Source organism: Candidatus Nomurabacteria bacterium, assembly GCA_020632075.1.
Lineage (GTDB): Bacteria > Patescibacteriota > Minisyncoccia > Phycocordibacterales > UBA918 > OLB19.
This window is the reverse complement of record JACKGH010000001.1, coordinates 884,033-902,792: the sequence shown is the minus strand read 5'-3', so window position 1 is coordinate 902,792 and position 18,760 is coordinate 884,033. Positions and strand designations below refer to the sequence as shown.

Sequence of the window (18,760 nt, the reverse complement as noted above, 5' to 3'; positions counted from 1 at the left end):
ATCTAACCAATTATGAGAATATTGGTTTTGTGGTCTGGCCACAGTCTTTACTGCGCCACCTGGTACAACATCCCTACCTCTGTAGCTGAAAGCTCTCGATCGTAGACCCTCACATCATCGATCTCTCCACTAAACAATCCCGCTGAGGGCGGTCCAGCGAGCGTGACGACACTGGCAGTATTGCTCATCCCGGTGTAAGACCCTGAAGTCAGATCAGTATCATCGACTCGCTGTCCATTGATGTATAATTTTACACCGGCCGAGGTCTCCGAGCCGCTATAAGTTGCCATAACATGTGTCCACTCACCAGTATACGGTGACATGCCACTGAAATCTTGGCGTCCAATGCGTGTTAGACAGCTCGGAGCATGACACAAAAACATTGAGAGCCTTGAACTACTGATCGCAAATGCCCATTCTGAACTCGGTGAAAATTTTGTGATAATGGACTGATTCGCACCTCCATCAGGCTTGATCCACGCACTGATACTAAATGGTTTATCTGTGCCTGCACCATCGGTGAAAGAAAAGATGTCATCATCAGCGAATTCAATATAGTCATATGCCCCATCAAAGGTCAGTGCCTGTCCAAACAGGCCTCGAACTGGAGACGCACCCGGACTCATGGTAGTAGTAGCATTACCGTCATTAGCATTCGCAGTCGCATCCTTGATCTCACTGCTCGTATCCTGCCAACGAACATCCGGGCCATCAAACGTCCAGTGGCCGACGAGGCCGGTTTCGAGAGGTGAATTAGCTGATTTCACTGTGGTACTAATTTTTGTCCCCTCACCCATGCTATACAGCTGCTGAACCTCGTCGGCGGTGAGAGCGCGGTTGTAGATGCGGACATCGTCAATGTCACCGTCTAAATAAACTCCCGGGGTAGGTCCGCTCCTTGATCCGATGCGTGTTGCGTACGAGTTACTCAGAGAACCAACGGCTGTGATCGTGCCCGAACGGGAAGCAACATCAACTTCTCCATTTATGTATAAAAGGGTGTTATCGGCATCATCTTGATCCCAGACACATACAATATGCCGCCAGGTATCGACAGCTGTGGTATAAGTTCCATTGACAACATACTCATCACTGCCGCCAGCAGTACCATCCTGGTAAGCACACCGGGGCCGATACGTACTACCACTCCTCTCAAAATACATATCGTATCCAGGACTACTCCCCGCAAATGAAATCAGATCACTGATGATATTCTGGTCAGATGTAACATTTGTCGACCGCACCCAGGCAGATATTGTAAGATCATCACTATCATCAAAATCAAGTGGGTTATCAACTAAATCAATGTAGTCGCTGGCTAATTTATCCATATTCAATGCTTGTCCAACAGGACCAATTACCGGGGAGTCTACACCCACACTGCCTTGCGCATTACCGTCATTCCCATTACCACTACTATCTTTTATCTCCGTACTCGTATCTCCCCAGTCAATATCATTCCCATCAAACGTCCAGTGGCCGACGAGGCCGGTGGTGAGGGTGCCTTCTGAGGGGGTGGTGGCGACTTTTACACCTTCGCCCATTTTGTAGAGACGTTTAACCTCGTCGGCTGTGAGAGTGCGATTATAGATACGGACGTCATCAAGATCACCGGCGAGGAAATCGGTCTTGGAACTGTCGGTGCCGATATGTACATCAGTACCACTGTAGTCAACAATATTTTGTGTAATGGAGGGTGAGGCGACTTCCACTCCGTTATCGTAGAAGACAACCTCTGAATTTGCGTAGTCAAAGACGGCAGTGAGATTGTGCCATTCGGTATCGGGAATGAGATAATTACTCCGAATATGCCGCCAATTTGATGCGGCGTAGTATGAGAAGTACAGCTCACCTTTGTCGTACGTGGAGCCATCATCAACCAATAAACGGTAATTGGCAGTCGCGGTGGTACCTGATCGTTTGGAAACAATGAACTGTTTGGTGTTTGGTGTGTTGTCATCGAGCTTCACCCACGCGGAGATCGCCATTGCGTCGGTAATACCGAGTTCAGTATCGTCTGCTATCTGCACATAATCAGTTGTGCCATTGAAGTTCATGGCTTGGCCGAGAACACCAAGTGTTGTTGAATTTTGAGCGATATCACCACGAGCGTTACCGTCATTGCTGTATCCACTCACATCTTTGACCTCGGTTGAAGTGTCAGCCCAGTTGATATCATCACCGTCGAAGGTCCAGTGCGCAACAAGTCCATCCTCAAGAGATGAGACACTACTTGAAACCGTCTCAGCGATCTGCAGATTCGCGGACACAAAACTCTGGAGCGGACCAAAGAGGAGCCAGGCAAGACCAGCTAGGGCAAAGAGTATGAGCACATAGCGGAAGTATGGTAGATCGACTGACTCAGGTTCAGACATGGTGATTGTATTGTAGCAAATGTGGCCGGCGCCCCGAAGGGGCGCCGGAGTGTTAGCGAAAGAAAATGGGTAGGTCGTGAGCTGGCGCGGAGCCGGAACGAAGTTCCGGCTCCGCGCCAGCAACCACCTCCTCATCTTCGATCACCCAGTCCGGTAGACCTTCAGATCTCCCCTTTCGTTTCTGGTACCACACTAAGATAAAAAACATAACACCATACATCAGCAATACTCCCCACCACGCGAAACCCGGCACTACGATCGTCGCAAACGGAATGTTTGCAAACCACTCTGCGACCAGCAAGATGTACGCCAAGCTAAGGTACGCAATATACCCGAAGGCACTTGCCAGAGTGACCGAAACGAGCGCCACCACACCTGTCGCGAAAGTGAGCAACATCGCAAACGGAACCATTGGCAACACCAGCACATTGACCACGAGTGCAATGAGCGACACCTCACCAATGTGATACATGAGAAGCGGCAAAACTGCGATCTGCGTTGCGAGTGTCGAGAGGAAAAATTCTCGCACGCCGATACTTTTTCCTTTTTCAATCACTGTTGATTCAAAGTGCGGTAAAAGCAGCACCAACCCAAGCGTCGCCATAAAGGAAAGTTGAAAGCCGATGTCGTACAAGAGTAAGTAGGGATTTAGAAGGAGCATCACCACCCCAGCAAATAACAGTGCGCGAAGTACGTGATACCGCCGACCGAGAAACTGTGCCAAAAGTACCAAACCAGCCATGACACTCGCGCGCACCACTGTCGCCGAGAGTCCTACCACGAGGGCAAAGACTGCCACCGCAACAACCCCTGCCACCAAACGCCAACGCAGCGGCAGCAGGAACGATAAGCAGAACAATATAAATGCCACCACCAGCATGACGTTGTATCCAGAGAGCACCACAATATGAATGATGCCGGTGCGGCGAAAATCTTCTTCAATATCGTCACCAAGGGCAGACTTCACTCCAAGCAAAAGACCGGTACCAAGTCCAGAGGCTGGCTCTGGGATGACTTGCTGCAATGCAGCAATGAAGCGTGCTTTGGCAGACAGGAGTGCTGCAATGACTGGATTGCCCTGCCGAGTAGAAAGCACTTCGATAGTGGCAAAAGAGATCGTGTACTGTACGCCACGCGCCAAAAGATATCCTGGGTAGTTGAAGGTCCGACCGAGCTCGGTGGTAAATGACTCCGGAGTCGATAACTTCCCTTCGATCGATACCTGATCACCGTATGAGACTTGGGCAAGTCGATCGGTAGTGACGAGGATCTTATCTGTGTCTGTTTGCACATACAGGTGAACCGTTCGTTCACGATAGTCTGGTTCGGTCACCACCACACCAGTGAGCGATACCTCTTCTCCAACCGCCGCTTGAAGTGGTGACTCAGCAAACTGAGCAGCAACATGCTGTGTTCGCACCATGCCAAGCGCCATGGCGGTGAGGGCAAGGGTGATGAAAAGGAGTAGCGGCGAAAAAGCTTTGCTTTTTCGCCGCCCTACCAACCCCACCCCAACCGCCAACACCAGCAACCACGCGGCAACTTCAATCGACCACTTGAAAACTGTCTCAAGCCCAATACCGACCACTACCGCCAACAGACCTCCGTACACCAAACCAGCATGCATGCCGTATTCTACCAGTGACAAAATAAAAAACTGCCCATTAAGGCAGTGGATGTGGGGCGAAGTCGTACACGACTTCGCCCCTGACCTTACGCAATACTCACTTGTTTCTGCAGTTCAGCGATCTGCAACCACAGCGTCCGACGCTGATGGTTAATCGCGCGCTTTTGTTCGGCAGTCAAATGACGTGCCATGGTCTGATCTTGTACTTGCACGTTCAGCACTTCCAGTTTGGTTTGCAGAAACACGATAGACTGCGCAGGGTTTGCGGTTGATGCACTCATGTGCGGTTGATCTCCAGTACTAGAAAGAACAAAATTTGTGCCTACACTTTATCTAATTCACACCGTTCGTCAAGATAGAAAACAACCACCTAGTAACACACTAGATGGCTGTATGTTTGGCCGGCCGCGTTACTACGCGCCGGTACTGTACCGAACGAACTCGGGCGGTCGCTTGGGATTCCCCGGCACCGCTGGCGGCGCATCGGCCCGCATCTGCACGACAGTCGCCTGGCCACCATCGGACACCTCAGACTCAACCGCTTTCGACGAGGCAGATCCGTCTACCAAAAGCTGGTTGATGTGCCGCTGTGCCATCGCGGCCAGTGTCTTGAAGAAGCACTTGCGCGACTTCGCTTCCTTGATCTCCTGATCAGTGCAGCCGTCTGCTTCACGGCGTTTGAGCTCATCGCGCCATTCGCGGTGCTTGTTCTGATACCGTTCCAGGCGGGACTGCAGTCCTTCTAGGGAGTTGTCTTCTTTTGCCATGCGGCCGTCTCCTATACTCGCTGTTGGTGGGTGGAATAAGAACTGACGCAGTACTTCATGCGCCCCTAAATAAAGACGGTACCGTGCTTATGATCAGACGTCAAGTAGTGTATTTACTAGATGATCAACGGCAACGTTTCGTTTTCGTCGTACGTGCGTGATGATCAAACGCGGAAAGTGCGCCACCCGCAAGTTATGAATTTCAATAAAAAATGGTACAAGCCCAGGATTGGTGATCACCTCCTCGTTGTTCAATTGCATTTTGACTGACTGGTCAGTCAGCCGCAGTTCAACGATGATATCACTCTGATCAGGAAAGAGTTCTTGTGCAGCCTGCAGTGCCTTGATGACCGCAAAGTATTCGGCATACGTATCAGTAGCGTTACCGATAGCTTCAGAAAGCTCGTACATAACAGCGCCTGTTTCATCAGTTATATGCGCTGCAATAGCAGCAGGACCGGGATTACCTTTAGAGAGCCCACGCGTGAATATCTCTACTCGTTTCATACTGCCAACCTACCATACAGGCTATGAAAAGCCAGCCCACAAGGTCTTTGTTACGAAAAATCAGCAATGATCTCCTGTTCTTCGGCAGCTGAGAGCGCTTTCTTGAACCGCACTCCAGACTTACCTTTCACGCGATCTTCACACTCTTTCCACGTCTTGTGTGTCTCTACCACTCCATCAACCGCGCTTACATATGAATAGGCTTTTTGAGCACTTCGCTTTCGTGCTTCGCTGCGCTCGGCCGCTTTGACTTCATCATACGAGACGTCATCGATATCATGCCCATACTCCGACTTCGGTCCATTGTACAAACTCACTGCTTTGTTGGCACCAAAGTCAGATGCGATCTTGTCGGCTCGTTCATTGCCAATGATTCCCACGTGGCCTGGTACTTTGTGCCATTCTACTTGCACTTTCCGAAGCAATGACGCAAGGGTCTGCCACACTTCTTTGTGGAGCACATCGGTACCTGCCTTGGTCTGCCAACCATTTTTCATCCAGCCAAAGATCCAGCCGGTTGCACCCTCAACCACGTACTTTGAGTCGGTATAGATCGCAGCAGTCGTAACTTCTTCCGGGAGACTTTGCAATGCTTTCACTACCGCCCGGAGCTCCATCTCATTATTGGTCGTTAGCTCTTTCCGGTCGCCGATCTCGATCACCGTATCGCCAATCGATATGACCGCACCATAGCCACCTGCTCCTGGATTGCCCTTCGCTGCGCCGTCAGTGAAAATTGTTACTGTCTCCATAGTGGTACCAGACTACCATAGTTACGAAGCAACAAAAAAGGCGGCTGCACTGCAGCGCGCCTCCCCACCGAGGTGGGTCATTGATCAGGAACATTCGTTGAGGATGATGCCAATGATGCGATCGACCACTGCCGCATACTTCGCGTCAGTCTCGCTCGAACCAAAGAGTTCGATCGCTACCGTTTTTCGCTTCCACTGCCAGTCCGGCTTACCGTACTGATTGACAGTTTCGTAGATCAGAAACTCCATATGCACCAGGGGTGTACGGTTGTCCTCGGCTTTGTCGACCTCGACCAGTAACGCTCGCTGATCGGCTTCATCGGCGATCGTGACCACAGCGACCATTGGTGGTTGACTCTCATCAGCCGAGAATGCGCCGGTGACGCAGGCATGAATCTGCTCGGGTTCGCTTTTTTCATACCCAAGCCAGGTCGGCAGCCGCATTGCTTCTTCGGCTTTATGCCAGTTGTCTGCTGCCCACGCAACCGACATGGACCGAGGCAAGTGATCGATCTTCGCTTTACTGACCGCTTCGTACAAGCGAGCAAAGCGCTGCTGACGATCGACTTTCGCGACGTATTCAGCATCGACTTTCTGGAGCACTTGGTGATGCTCATACGAAAGTGTGGCACCCCACCAGAGACCAGCACCGGCCAATCCCAGCATGATAACTGACAGAGCGCTTTTGGCCGGCAGCGACAGCACTTGCTCACCGGCAGCTTTGCGTTGCAACATGCCGTGGATGAAGTTGTATATCATCACGACAATGACCAACCCGGATACCGCTCCAAAGACCAGTATCCAGAACCATTCGTTCTCATTCAACCAAGTCATAGAATCTTGGATCGTTTTTTCGATCTGCATTGACGTCCTCCAATTGTGACGATCATTTTACTGGTTGTGATAATAAATTAAATATTACTTATGTCAATAGTTCGTCCTGATGCGACACTACGTTACAATGGTTTTATGAAACAGGTAGAAACAGCGATCAAACAATACCTTGAAGAGCGTAGCTGGAATGACTTGCGCCCATCAGATATCGCCAAGTCGATCAGTATTGAAGCAGCCGAGCTGCTTGAACTCTTTCAGTGGAGCGACAAGACTATCGCGCAGGTGAAAAGTGACGAAGCACTACTTGAGGAACTAAAAAAGGAACTCGCAGACGTGCTTATTTATGCCCTTGATATGGCAGTTCTACTCGATCTTGATACAGAAAGAATCATTCTCGATAAGCTCGCTGCGGTACGAGAAAAATATCCGGCGGAAGCCATGAAGGCTAGCCGCAAACAAAACAACCCAGACGATGCTGGCGGGACACTCTATCTACAGATCAAAAAGCAGCACCGTGAAGGTCGCTAGAGTACGTCGATAACGCGTAGCCGGATCTGTCGGCGGCCCATAAAAAATGACTGTTCAGCGTGCGCAATGACTGTACAGGGCACATCGGGCTTTGGTTCTGCGGTAAATTGCTCCGGGGTTTTGAAAAAGGTGATTGCTTCGAGACGACCGCTTTCAGTCGAGAAGGTGAGCTTCGTATGTTCCTTGGTCTTTCCAAACAGTTCGACAGTGCTTGGCGTGACAGCGCGAAACGCAAAAAGAGGCTTGTGATTACCGCAGCCGAAAGGGGCAAGCTTAGCGAGGTCGTTCATCAAGAGCTGGTTGACGTCGTCGAGGCGGAGCTCGGCGTCGACGATGGTTGGTTCATCTACCGAGGCTGCAGCGCCGAGCTCCGCCATCGCTTGGTTCAGCCGCTCGCCAAAGGTAAAGATATGTTCTTCCTTCACCGAGAATCCACCCGACGCATGGTGACCACCCGCTTCGATAAACACCTCTGGCGCTGCCTGCATGAGCTTCACCACACTCACTGTGCCGCCCGAACGACATGAACCTTTGTATACACCGTTGCCATCGACTCCCCAAAGAAACGCCGGCCGGCCATACTCTTCAGCCAGCTTGTTGGCAGCGAGCCCCACGAGCGATGGTCGCCAATCGTTGTGCCCCATCACAAGTACACCTGGAATTTCTTCCATGTTTTTCAGCCGCTTATGGAGATCTTTGGTCATAAGCGCGACTTGTGATTTTCGTTCGGTATTGAGTTTCTCCAGGTGCTCCACTCGCTCACCAGCTTTTACAATATCTGTTTCAGACAACATATGAAACGCGTCTTCGGGCGTATCCATACGCGAGGCAGCATTGATTCGTGGACCGATCGTGAAACCAACATCTTCTTCCGTAAGATACAGCTGATTGAGTCGATTCTTTTTGAGTAGTTGTTGGAGGCCTGGGCGACGCGACTTCCTGAGTACCTGCAGGCCATAGTGTGCCAGTACACGATTCTCACCACGCAGTGGCACCATGTCGGCGATCGTCGCCACCCCCACCATATCGAGCCACCATTTCTCCCAGCCTGGGGTAAGGTCGTGTTCTACTTCCGCCAGCACTGCCTGCGCCAACTTAAAAGCTACCGCCGCGCCGCAGAGATCTGGAAAGGGATACTCACCAAGCTTTGGGTTCACCACCGCCACTGCTTCTGGCAGTGTCTCTTCTGGTTCGTGATGATCGGTAATGATAATGTCGAGACCAACTTTGTTCGCATGGGCGACTTCTTCGATATTAGAAGTACCACAATCGATCGTGATCGCGAGCGACACGCCGTCTGCAACGAGCTTGTCGATCGCTTCAGTGCTGAGACCAAATCCTTCGTAATGTCGGTGCGGGATGTAGTTGGTGAAGTTTTCGTACTTGAGCGCCTTAAAAAGGTCGTGCAGCACCACCGCACCCGGGATACCATCGCAGTCGTAGTCACTGAAGATCGCAATGCGCTCATTCTTTTCCATCGCAGTCTTAATGCGCGCCACTGCTTTATCGATACCGTGGAGGAGTGCCGGATCGTGGAGCTGAGAATTGTAGTCTGGCGCGAGGAATTCCGCAGCCTCTTCAGTATCGAGAATTCCTCGCGCCGCCAAAAGCTGGTTCACCAACGACGACACTCCATCGGCAATGGTTGGAATTTCTTTAGAATTATCAGGGAAAACGTAAGAAGACATGTAATTAATCATAACGGTTGAGAAGCATTTGTGCTGCACTCTCAGCGAGATAGCGACTATGCGCGGGAGGGTTTGGCTGGGGCGCGCAAGGAGCAAGCGAGTCGAGAGTGTAGTCAAATGATTCTAAGATGTCACATTTGAATTACCATGGTACCATCTTCAGCATATGAGCACTATTTTCACCAAAATTATCAATCGTGAGATCCCATCTCAGTTTGTGTACGAAGACGATGTTTGCGTCGTGGTAATGGATAAATTCCCGGCTATTTCAGGCCAAACGTTGGTCATCCCAAAGGTTGAAGTTGATTATGCCTTTGACCTCGACGATGAAACGTACGCACACATCTTTGCGGTAGCGAAGAAAATAACCAAAGCCTCTGATAAGGCATTCAGCACCTTTCGCACTTGCTTGGTAGTTGAGGGATTTGAGGTACCACACGTACACATTAAGCTCTATCCAATGACCGAAAAACAAAGCCTTGGCGCTGCTATTTCAGGCACACCAGAACCGGCTGATGATGCTGTTCTAGCTGAGCAGGCTGAGCAGATCAAAACTGCATTGTAAAGAAAACGGCCGGCGCCTTCGGGGCCGGCCAGTTTTACTCCTTACTCCAAAAACAAATCAACCACCGAGGTGCTCCCATGCTCCAAAAAAGCTAACATCGCACCACCAGCGATCGACACAAATCCAAAACACTCATTGATCTGCAATTTCTCTACCGCAGCCACAGTGTCCCCACCACCAATGACTGAATACCCTTCTGCCCCAGCAATGTGTCGCGCTGTTATCTCTGTCGCCTGTGTGTATCCAAGCTCGTACGCTCCAAGCGGTCCATTCCAGAGTATCGTTTCTGCTTTTTCGATGTACGTAGCCAACATGTCGATCGTCATTGGTCCCACATCCAAGATCTTTTCTTCTTTCGTGACCTGATCAGGTCGCTTCACTGCTCGACCCTCAGAACCATCCACCACCACGTCGATCGGCGCCAACAATTTCTTATTGGTCACAATCGGTGAATCGACGAGTGACACCTCAGATACCATAGACTGCCCTACTTCATGACCTTGTGCTTTCAAAATGTCGTTCGCCAGCGCCCCGCCAATAAATACATGCTCATAGATATCGAGAAACTTCTCAACCAGTGGCATTTTGGTATCAAACTTTGCACCACCAAGAATGAAAAGGGCTGGCGCAGCTGGATCAAGCACCTTTCGCAAGTGATCGACTTCTTCCACAAAAGTCAGTCCTGCATACGCTGGCAATTTTAAAGCAACACCGTAGGTCGATGCGTGCTCACGATGTGCCGCTGCAAACGCGTCATTTACGTAGATGTCTGCCAAAGCAGCAAGCTGCTCAACAAACGCTGCATCGTTTTCTGTCTCACCCTCATGTTGGCGGATGTTCTCTGCCAGCAAGATATCTCCCTCTGCCATCAACTCGCGCCGCTCTTTAAATTCATCACCGAGCACATCACCGCCCCAATGCACGGACTGATACCGTTGCATTTCATCAAAGACTGGCTTGAGCGTTTCCTCCGGGTCACGTCCGATGTGAGCTATCATAATTGTCTTCGCTCCATGCTCTTTGAGATACCGCATAGTTGGCAGTGCGCGCTCAAGGCGTACGTGATTCTGTACCTTACCGTCCTTCAGAGGAATATTGAGTGATGAACGAAGCAGTACATACTTCCCGCGGAGATCGCCTGCCTTTGTGATGTCTTTCATGTGTTTTAACTTACTGCTGTAATAATCGCTGCAAAATCAGCCGCCTTGAGACTCGCGCCGCCAACCAAGAAACCTTGCATGTCACCTACCTTGTGGAGCTCAGCTGCATTCTGCGGCTTTACTGAGCCACCATAGAGCAAACGTACTTTCTTTGCTGTTGGGCGGTCGTACAGTTTTGTCAAAACACTTTCAATAAAAAGCTGCATTTCTTTTACATCATCTGGAGTAGCGGTATTACCGGTGCCGATCGCCCAGATCGGCTCGTATGCGATCACTACCTTTTTAATCTGTACTGATGTAAGCACGCTCGCCAAGCTCCGGAGCTGCGACTCTACAAAGGTAAAGAAGTGACCATGTTCATCACGCTCACGTTCACCGATACACACAATCGGCGTAAGTTGATGCTTCAAAACTGCAAGGACTTTTTTGGCGACTTGTTCATCAGTTTCTCCCAGGGCGCGGCGTTCTGAGTGACCAATGATCACAAAAGCAACATCAAGATCCTTAAGTTGCGGAACTGACACCTCCCCCGTAAACGGTCCAACTGGTTCGTAGAACACATCCTGTGCTGCTAGCGCTACAGTACTCTTCTTGATCTTCTTCCCAACTTCAGCGAGATATGGAAACGACGGCGCAACCGCAACATACGGTTCCGGAATTGCCTTGCGTGATTTTGCCACAGCTTGTCCTAAAGCAGCTGCATCGGTCAGCGTTACTGGATTGAGTTTCCAGTTACCGACGATCAAGGGGGTGGTTTTTTTCATACGTGATGATTGTACCACGCAGAAAACGGCGGGGTCACTTCGTGACCCCGCCGTTTTCAATCATTTATCCTTCTTGTCGCCAATCTGTAAAATCGTACACGTCAGATATCTCTGGAGTGAGAGGAGGAGGATCGTCAACTTGATCAGTATCAAACGATGTATACCGATTATCAAATCCTGAGACCCACACTCCTCCGCTTGTCCACTTTGTACCAACTCGACCATTTGAGACCACACTACCGAAACGAGTTAAAGTGTCTCGCTTCACGTATGGATCAAGGGAGCCACTAAGATTCGAGGTGCTGTAATGATTGCGACCAAAACGACCATTTTGTGCAACATATATACCATCCACTCGCATGTTATCTGGCACAATGAGGCCGATATCTATGTCGTCCTCAGCGATAGCGATGAGGCCAGCTTGAGTACCTGGCACATATTCAACGTCACTATTGATCACAATATTTGTCTGCGCACCCAAAGAGAGATTAGCAGCAGCAAGCGCCACCTTCATGCCAATGTCACCTTCTATCCAAACCTTATCCTCAAAATACAAAAGTGGACAACTGGCATTGATCGCCACTGTACCCAACAAAGTCGTATTGCTGATCACATTTCGTTCAGACGTATGCCATCCCTCAGTGTCTGAATAAGCCCAATACGTACTTGTGTTGTTAACACGTCGTATCGTAACTGTATCATTGCTATTAAAAGTAACTCTATATCCATATCCTCCTGAAGGTCCATAGTAAATCCCTCCACTATTTTGTGCGCGGTCTTTCATGTCGCTTAAATCCAGTGTGATACCAGCAAAATCAACCGGCGAAATAGGGAAGGAAAATAACCCTGGAGTGGCATTGCCACTAGTGGTATACACCCCGTCTACAGTCTGGTCTGGACTACAGCCAAATGAACTAGTACAAGTCCAATCTGGAATCCCACTACCAACGAAAGAGTTGTGTGATCCGTCCATTCTAATACCCTGATTTGAATGTACCGGCCCAGTGATCACTCGATCACTACCATACCAGACAGCACTGTTGGTAATAAATGAATACTCGGCAACTGTTGGCTTTGCATATCGCGCACTAACCACACTCACCGCAGTTGGATCGTCGTATGTATGACCTGCCGACTCAACAGTGATTGCCGAAACACTACCACAATAAGTACTACTTGAGACAGATAAGGAGAATTCACCGACCACTCCCCCTTCTGGGTCATTATAAACATGTACATACGGTCCAGGTAATCCAGTTCCATCTGTCACATCATCTGGATAATGTGCTAAAAACCATTTGTAGTAATTCAATCCTGCCTCAGCAATCTCAGTAGCTCGCGCTTGATCATACCGAAACTTCACCACTTGATTCTGCGTGATCACATACCCAACAAAAGACGAGATCAGCACCAAAAAAACTGCCCCAAAGACCAATACTAATACTAGCAGATACCCAGGTGATTGATGTGAGGAGCGATAGTGTTCCATATGTCTATAGATTATCCTTTAGATTACGAGGTGCAATACTTGACCTGAGCATAAACTGACCTGGAGTACGATTCGGATCAATATTAATAATGAATTGCGCTTTGATGTACCGCACGTCAATTATTGGCGACGTAGAACTCAACTGGTTGCCAACATTATCATAGTAGAAGAACGTTGAGGTGCCCTGATTAATATTTTGAACATACAATGAAAGGATCTCCGTTGAATCAGGAGTCGTAAGGTCATACGTCGCCGGAGACCCGGTAGGGTCGTAGGTATACTTTCGCAACGTTGTCGTTGCCAGGATGTATTCAACATACTCAACCGTACTGTCTAGGTCTGTGTCGCTATAGTACCCGAAGTGGTGTTCGTCAATGATCGCAACAGGAAAAGTACCATCTTCTGCGTTCGTCATTTCTTTAACATCCTGAGACCACTCAGTCATACCGCGCCGTGCTTGCTCAACCTCACCTGACTGCGCCAGTGCTACTGAGTTGCTACGATACAAATTCACAATACTGTTTGTGATAACAAGCAGTAGAATTGACGCAATACTGATAACCACGATCATCTCAACAAATGTCATTCCTGCTTGCCTGTTGATTTGGAAACACATCATAGTTACTCTGTAAGTATTACCTTTGTGACTGCGTCACCAGCGACTTCAAATGGATCGACATTTTCCGTGATATACCCAACTGCATTTACATTGATCTTGTAGTCTGCAAACGCACCGACTCCACCGGTGAAAAATGTCTGGCCGCAACTATCCGTCGATTGTGTCACATCGTAACCAGTCCGTATGAGCTGCACAGAAGCTCCTGGAATTGATCGGTCTAAAGAATCCACGACATGTACCCGGAGAGTATTAGCGGCATTTCCAACTAAAACAAAATTTACTTCACCGTCTACTCCTGCTTCATGAACAAACGGATGGGTTGCGCAACCAGAGGCAATGTCAAATCCATCACCAGTAAAATCAAAAGTGTATGTATCAAACTCAAGGTCTGACACCGTACGCATACCAGCACCATTGGTAGTGGTCGTAGTACTGAGTTTGTAAATTGGAGCGAGCAGTGCATCTGTTCCAATCACCTTGAGTCCGTGCCAATTGGCTGTGGCGTTTGCGAGGGCTGTCTCAGACTGACGATAAAATACAGCGACTTCCTCCACTTCTGGTGTCACTGTTGTGTTCGCTGTACTTAATGCAATACCAACAAACACTGAGGGGTACGTCACCACGTCGAGTACAGAAATATCCGTTATTGAACCCACAAACCCCGTGCTATTACCAGGAAGATCGGCATTTGGGATCAGTGTATACGGACCTGCACCAGCACCAGTAAAGAACTGTATCTTATAACTTGTATTCACTGGCGTGTCAGCAGACACCCGCAGTGTCTGCCACTCTAAAACCGGCACAGGAGTAATTGGTCCTAAAAAGACATATCCACTCGTTTCATAGACACCCGCAGTATCAAACAACTCTAAGTCACCATTTCCGACCACACCAGAACTAGAAGCGACCGCCAGAAGATCATCAAAGGTTTCATTGAACTGCCCTTCAGTAACGTCAGAATAGGTCTTGATCGTAAGATCACTTAATTCACCGATTTGGAATGTCAGTGTTGAAACATCTGATTCAAGTACGGTAAACGGAGCAACTACTGGATTTGGATTACTTGTAGTCGCTTCATATGTTGCATCGGTTGAATATTGCTCACCGAATAAATTAGCGGTCACCTCAACCTGATATCCACTATCAGCTGGTACGTTAAACAAAGCCGCCCCAGAAGCATCTGTAAACTGTGTCACATCATACGGAAAGGTAGAGCTAGAACCATACAAGCGGACGCTTGCGCCTGGAAGCAAACCCGCATCTGCATCAATTACATTGATACGTGCTGTACCTCCTCCAGCGGTCGTCTCAACTGACCGCGGCACAATGTTACTTATAAACTGTATACTGCTAGTTGCTCCAGCGATATTCCACGTATATTCAAGCCGCACTCGTTTATAATCCAAAATAATACCGTTACTATCAGACGCAGCTGTGCCATCTGCTGGATCGTCAATGTAATCAACACGTACACGTTCAACAAACTCAATACCGTTCATTGTCGTCGTGCCGTTTTGCGGAATGATACCAGCTGGATACCCTGCAACAACACCCACTTCATCATATGGCAACGAACGAAAGTACTCCATTCGATCCTGAGCAACTGACATGGCACTCAATCTCGCTTGCGCATGATTCAAGACTCGCAGTGAATACTGATACGAGGCGAACATTGCACCGAACACGATCACTGTCAACGCCGATACAATAATAACCTCTACGAGCGAGAATCCTCCTGTGTTTACTTTTTGTCTACACAAAAGCATACCTTACTTATCCAATACCTTCTGAGATCGAGTAAATTGGCGCGATCAAAGCCAGAGCAAAGAAACCAACACCACCACCGATGACCACCATAAGCAGTGGTTCTATGATCGTTGAAAGGTCTTTCGTCTTTCGCTCTACTTCAGTCTCGTAAAAGATCGCCAATTCACCAAGCATACCCGCGATCTGACCAGTCTCCTCACCAACCAGTATCATTTCCCCTACCAATACAGGGTAAAGATCTTGTCTTTCAATAAAAGTCTCCGAAAGAGCAGTACCTTTTTCAACCCGCTTTGCAGCATCACGCAAGACAGCTTTGTAATAGACATTTTGTAACACCTCCTCAGTTATCTCAACTGACTGGATCATGTCTACACCTGACTCAAGCAAAGAGGAGAGAGTACGTGCCGTTCTGGCTGCATTAGCTTCTTTAGCCAACTTTCCAATGACTGGTAATCGAACCACCAGCCAAGACGATGCTATCTTCCCCCACTTTGTACGGAGAAAGTATATGAATCCAAAGATAATACCGATCATACTCCCAATCGCCACTACCGTATACTCTACAAGAAAATTGCTGGTCGCAATGAGAAATTCTGTGGTAGCAGGCAATTCTTTATCCATACCTTCAAACACACCAGTGATCTGTGGCATTACGTAGATCATCATCAAAATACCGATCACCACCATAACAATGATGACGATCGATGGATAGATCATGGCACCTTTGATCTTTTTCTTAAGATTGTTAGCACGTTCCATCTGGATCGCAAGTGTCTGCAGTGATTCAGCCAACTTACCACTCTCCTCACCTGCTCGTATCATAGAAACGTACAGATCACTGAACGTTTTAGGGAATTCTCTAAGTGCATCATGAAACGGATCTCCTTGGTTAATACGCTCAACCAAACGTTTCATGGTGCCCTTGAGACGCGGATTTTTGCTTTGTCGTTCTATCACCGACAACGCTCGAGGTACTGTCAAACCAGCTACGAGCATTGAACCGAGATTACGGGTCGACATGATCAGCTCGTCATCACTTACCCGATTCAAGTAAAAATTTATTTTATCAATATTTAGGAACCGACCAAATCCAGCACCATGTTTCTCTTTAATAGAAGCAACTGTATGACCCTGCGAGCGAGCAATAGCATACACTGCAAAGCGATCTTCAGCCTCGACCGTATTAGAGACCTTGGTTCCACTCGTATCTTCACCTGTGTATGTAAACTGTGTCATAGCTACTTATTCATTGATAACTCGCAACACTTCTTCAATACTTGTTAATCCCTGCGCCGCCTTGAAGATGCCGTCCTCAATCATTGTCAGCATTCCCTCCTTTTCTGCTTGTGCTTGAATAGCATCTCCTGTCTTGCCTTCCATGACCATATCTTTGAGTGTCGGAGACATTTCAAGGACTTCATGAATTCCCATTCTCCCCTTGTACCCATCTTCGGTCGCACCTTTTTCTTTGGGGTGATAGAACTGCACATCGTTCCAAGTTGCTTCGTTTTTTACTACCCCTTCTTCTTTGAGGCACTTTAGCACCTTATCGAGATCCACCTTGGTGCCCAATTCATCACGCTCTGCCTTCGTGAGTATGTATGGTAGCTTGTCATCTGCCAATCTACGAACGAGACGTTGTCCAACCGCAACCCGCAGGGTAGACACAAGCAAGAACGACTCAGCCCCCATATCAACCAACCGGTCGAGTGTACCTACTGCTGAGTTGGTGTGGAGCGTCGCAAGTACCAAGTGGCCAGTAAGCGCCGCGTTGATCGCCAAGCTCGCTGTCTCTTCGTCACGGATCTCACCGACCATGATGATGTCTGGGTCCTGACGCATGAGTGAACGAAGGCCAGCCGCAAAGGTAAACCCAATATCAGGCTTCACCTGTGACTGGTTTACTCGCGGCATTTGGTACTCGATCGGGTCTTCAATGGTAGAAATATTCACCTCTGGTGTATTCAAAATATCAAGCACTGTATAGAGCGTGGTCGACTTTCCAGAACCAGTCGGACCAGTCACGAGAATGATACCCGTAGTCGCACGCGTCGCGCGATGCACTCGATCGAGGGTGCTGCCATGGAATCCGATACCTTCGAGTGAAAAGCCACTACGATTCTCACGCAAGAGACGCATCACCACTTTTTCACCATAGAAGATCGGCAGAATAGAAACACGAAATGCGACTTTCTGACCATCCATTTCCATCTTGAAACGACCGTCTTGTGGTAGACGCTTCTGATCGAGCTTGAGATTAGAAAGCACCTTGAGTCGCGCCACGATACTATCGGCAGCGATCTTAGGCAGCTTCATTGCGTCATGCAAAATACCGTCAGTACGATACCGCACCAACACTTCAGCTTCCATTGGTTCAATATGAATATCGGACGCACCCTGAATGATCGCGTGACGCAGGAGCGTATCGACAATACGCACCACCGGCAAATCCTCAGCCATTTGCTTGAGGTCTTTCTCACTGATCTCTTCCCCATCTTCATTGACCACCTTCAGCTCAGACGCATCCTTCATGATGAGGTCGCCGAATTCATCTTTGAGCGTCTTCTGGTACTGCCGCAGCGCGGCTCGCATTGATTCAGTGTCGGTCAAACGAGGCTGAATTCGCAATCCTACTTTCTTCTTAATGAAGTCGATCGCTGGAAGGTCAGCCGTATCAAGCATCGCCACCTCAAGCGTATCTTCACTCTTTTTGTACGCAATAATATTGTGTGTACGAGCGACTGGCTCTGGAATGAGGGTAAGGGTCTCGAAATCGATCTTTTGTTCTTTAAGTGACACGAATGGAATACCAAGCACATACGCCTCGATCCGGCGCATGTCGTCTTCGGTCATGTGGCCATGTGCAATGAGCGCCTCGCTCAGCGTTCGCTCTTCCTCTTTCGCGATCTTTTCAGCAGCCGAGAGATCGGACTTGGTAATAAGCCCTGCATCGAGAATGAATCGCTTGAGTTGTTCGTCTTGGATTCGCACAGTTAAAATAAATGAAGAAAGGAACGTAGTGATTACTCTGAATTTAGTTCCGAATTTGCGCCGTTCCTAGCGCAAATTCCTGGAACACTCAGTACGAATGCATACAGACAAAAAACGAACCCTTACCTCCGGTACTTGTTACGCACATTATAGCATCGCGAAAAAATGAAACGTGTAGATGTGCACGGATTGCCACTCAATTTTGAATACACTCTGTCAACGTCCGACTCTTCACATAAAAAGCTGCGCCGAAGCGCAGCTTAAGAATACGTTGTGGATGCGACCCAACCTTAGAACAGTCTCGGGACCCGCGGGTCCCGGATACGC

17 protein-coding genes are annotated in these 18,760 nt (G+C 48.8%); 2 read left to right on the top strand and 15 right to left on the bottom strand.

Annotated elements, in window-relative coordinates; genetic code table 11:
- Positions 1-47 precede the first annotated feature (47 nt).
- From H6786_04415 to H6786_04385, 7 genes are all read right to left on the bottom strand, one after another.
- On the bottom strand, positions 48-2,375 hold the full coding sequence (locus H6786_04415; protein MCB9816610.1) for a LamG domain-containing protein: 2,328 nt from the start codon (positions 2,373-2,375) through the stop codon (positions 48-50).
- 52 nt (positions 2,376-2,427) lie between these two features.
- Positions 2,428-4,023, bottom strand: coding sequence for a ComEC family competence protein (locus H6786_04410; protein ID MCB9816609.1), 1,596 nt, complete (start codon positions 4,021-4,023; stop codon positions 2,428-2,430).
- Between the two features lie 65 nt (positions 4,024-4,088).
- Complete coding sequence (locus H6786_04405; protein ID MCB9816608.1) at positions 4,089-4,283, bottom strand: hypothetical protein; 195 nt, start codon at positions 4,281-4,283, stop codon at positions 4,089-4,091.
- Positions 4,284-4,415: 132 nt separating this feature from the next.
- The gene (locus H6786_04400) at positions 4,416-4,769 is read right to left on the bottom strand and encodes a hypothetical protein (GenBank protein ID MCB9816607.1); all 354 of its coding nucleotides are present in this window, start codon (positions 4,767-4,769) and stop codon (positions 4,416-4,418) included.
- Positions 4,770-4,862: 93 nt separating this feature from the next.
- Positions 4,863-5,276: a reverse transcriptase-like protein gene (locus H6786_04395; GenBank protein MCB9816606.1), complete on the bottom strand. Its 414-nt coding sequence runs from the start codon at positions 5,274-5,276 to the stop codon at positions 4,863-4,865.
- Positions 5,277-5,326: 50 nt separating this feature from the next.
- Positions 5,327-6,028, bottom strand: a complete 702-nt coding sequence (locus tag H6786_04390; GenBank protein MCB9816605.1) for a ribonuclease HI — start codon at positions 6,026-6,028, stop codon at positions 5,327-5,329.
- An 84-nt stretch (positions 6,029-6,112) separates the two neighbouring features.
- On the bottom strand, positions 6,113-6,892 hold the full coding sequence (locus tag H6786_04385; GenBank protein MCB9816604.1) for a hypothetical protein: 780 nt from the start codon (positions 6,890-6,892) through the stop codon (positions 6,113-6,115).
- A gap of 105 nt (positions 6,893-6,997) precedes the next feature.
- On the opposite strand from H6786_04385, the gene H6786_04380 reads away from it, so the two are divergent.
- Positions 6,998-7,390, top strand: a complete 393-nt coding sequence (locus tag H6786_04380) for a nucleotide pyrophosphohydrolase (protein MCB9816603.1) — start codon at positions 6,998-7,000, stop codon at positions 7,388-7,390.
- Here H6786_04380 and recJ read toward each other — a convergent pair.
- Positions 7,387-9,078, bottom strand: coding sequence for a single-stranded-DNA-specific exonuclease RecJ (gene recJ, locus H6786_04375; GenBank protein MCB9816602.1), 1,692 nt, complete (start codon positions 9,076-9,078; stop codon positions 7,387-7,389). The genes H6786_04380 and recJ overlap by 4 nt on opposite strands.
- 166 nt (positions 9,079-9,244) lie before the next feature.
- On the opposite strand from recJ, the gene H6786_04370 reads away from it, so the two are divergent.
- Entirely contained in the window at positions 9,245-9,643 is a 399-nt protein-coding gene (locus H6786_04370) for an HIT family protein (GenBank protein ID MCB9816601.1), read from the top strand.
- A 41-nt stretch (positions 9,644-9,684) separates the two neighbouring features.
- On the opposite strand, the gene pgk is transcribed toward H6786_04370, so the two are convergent.
- The 7 genes from pgk to H6786_04335 form a co-directional block, all read right to left on the bottom strand.
- Complete coding sequence (pgk, locus tag H6786_04365) at positions 9,685-10,803, bottom strand: phosphoglycerate kinase (protein MCB9816600.1); 1,119 nt, start codon at positions 10,801-10,803, stop codon at positions 9,685-9,687.
- A gap of 5 nt (positions 10,804-10,808) precedes the next feature.
- Positions 10,809-11,567, bottom strand: a complete 759-nt coding sequence (locus H6786_04360; GenBank protein ID MCB9816599.1) for a triose-phosphate isomerase — start codon at positions 11,565-11,567, stop codon at positions 10,809-10,811.
- 64 nt (positions 11,568-11,631) lie between these two features.
- The gene (locus H6786_04355; protein ID MCB9816598.1) at positions 11,632-13,056 is read right to left on the bottom strand and encodes a hypothetical protein; all 1,425 of its coding nucleotides are present in this window, start codon (positions 13,054-13,056) and stop codon (positions 11,632-11,634) included.
- Between the two features lie 4 nt (positions 13,057-13,060).
- On the bottom strand, positions 13,061-13,675 hold the full coding sequence (locus H6786_04350) for a type II secretion system protein (protein ID MCB9816597.1): 615 nt from the start codon (positions 13,673-13,675) through the stop codon (positions 13,061-13,063).
- A gap of 2 nt (positions 13,676-13,677) precedes the next feature.
- Positions 13,678-15,441 (bottom strand): hypothetical protein, encoded by a 1,764-nt coding sequence (locus H6786_04345; protein ID MCB9816596.1) that lies wholly within the window; start codon positions 15,439-15,441, stop codon positions 13,678-13,680.
- 7 nt (positions 15,442-15,448) lie between these two features.
- The gene (locus H6786_04340) at positions 15,449-16,678 is read right to left on the bottom strand and encodes a type II secretion system F family protein (protein MCB9816595.1); all 1,230 of its coding nucleotides are present in this window, start codon (positions 16,676-16,678) and stop codon (positions 15,449-15,451) included.
- A 6-nt stretch (positions 16,679-16,684) separates the two neighbouring features.
- Positions 16,685-18,433 carry a type II/IV secretion system protein gene (locus H6786_04335; protein MCB9816594.1) on the bottom strand — a complete coding sequence of 583 codons (1,749 nt, stop codon included), beginning with the start codon at positions 18,431-18,433 and terminating at the stop codon, positions 16,685-16,687.
- Between the last annotated feature and the right edge of the window lie 327 nt (positions 18,434-18,760).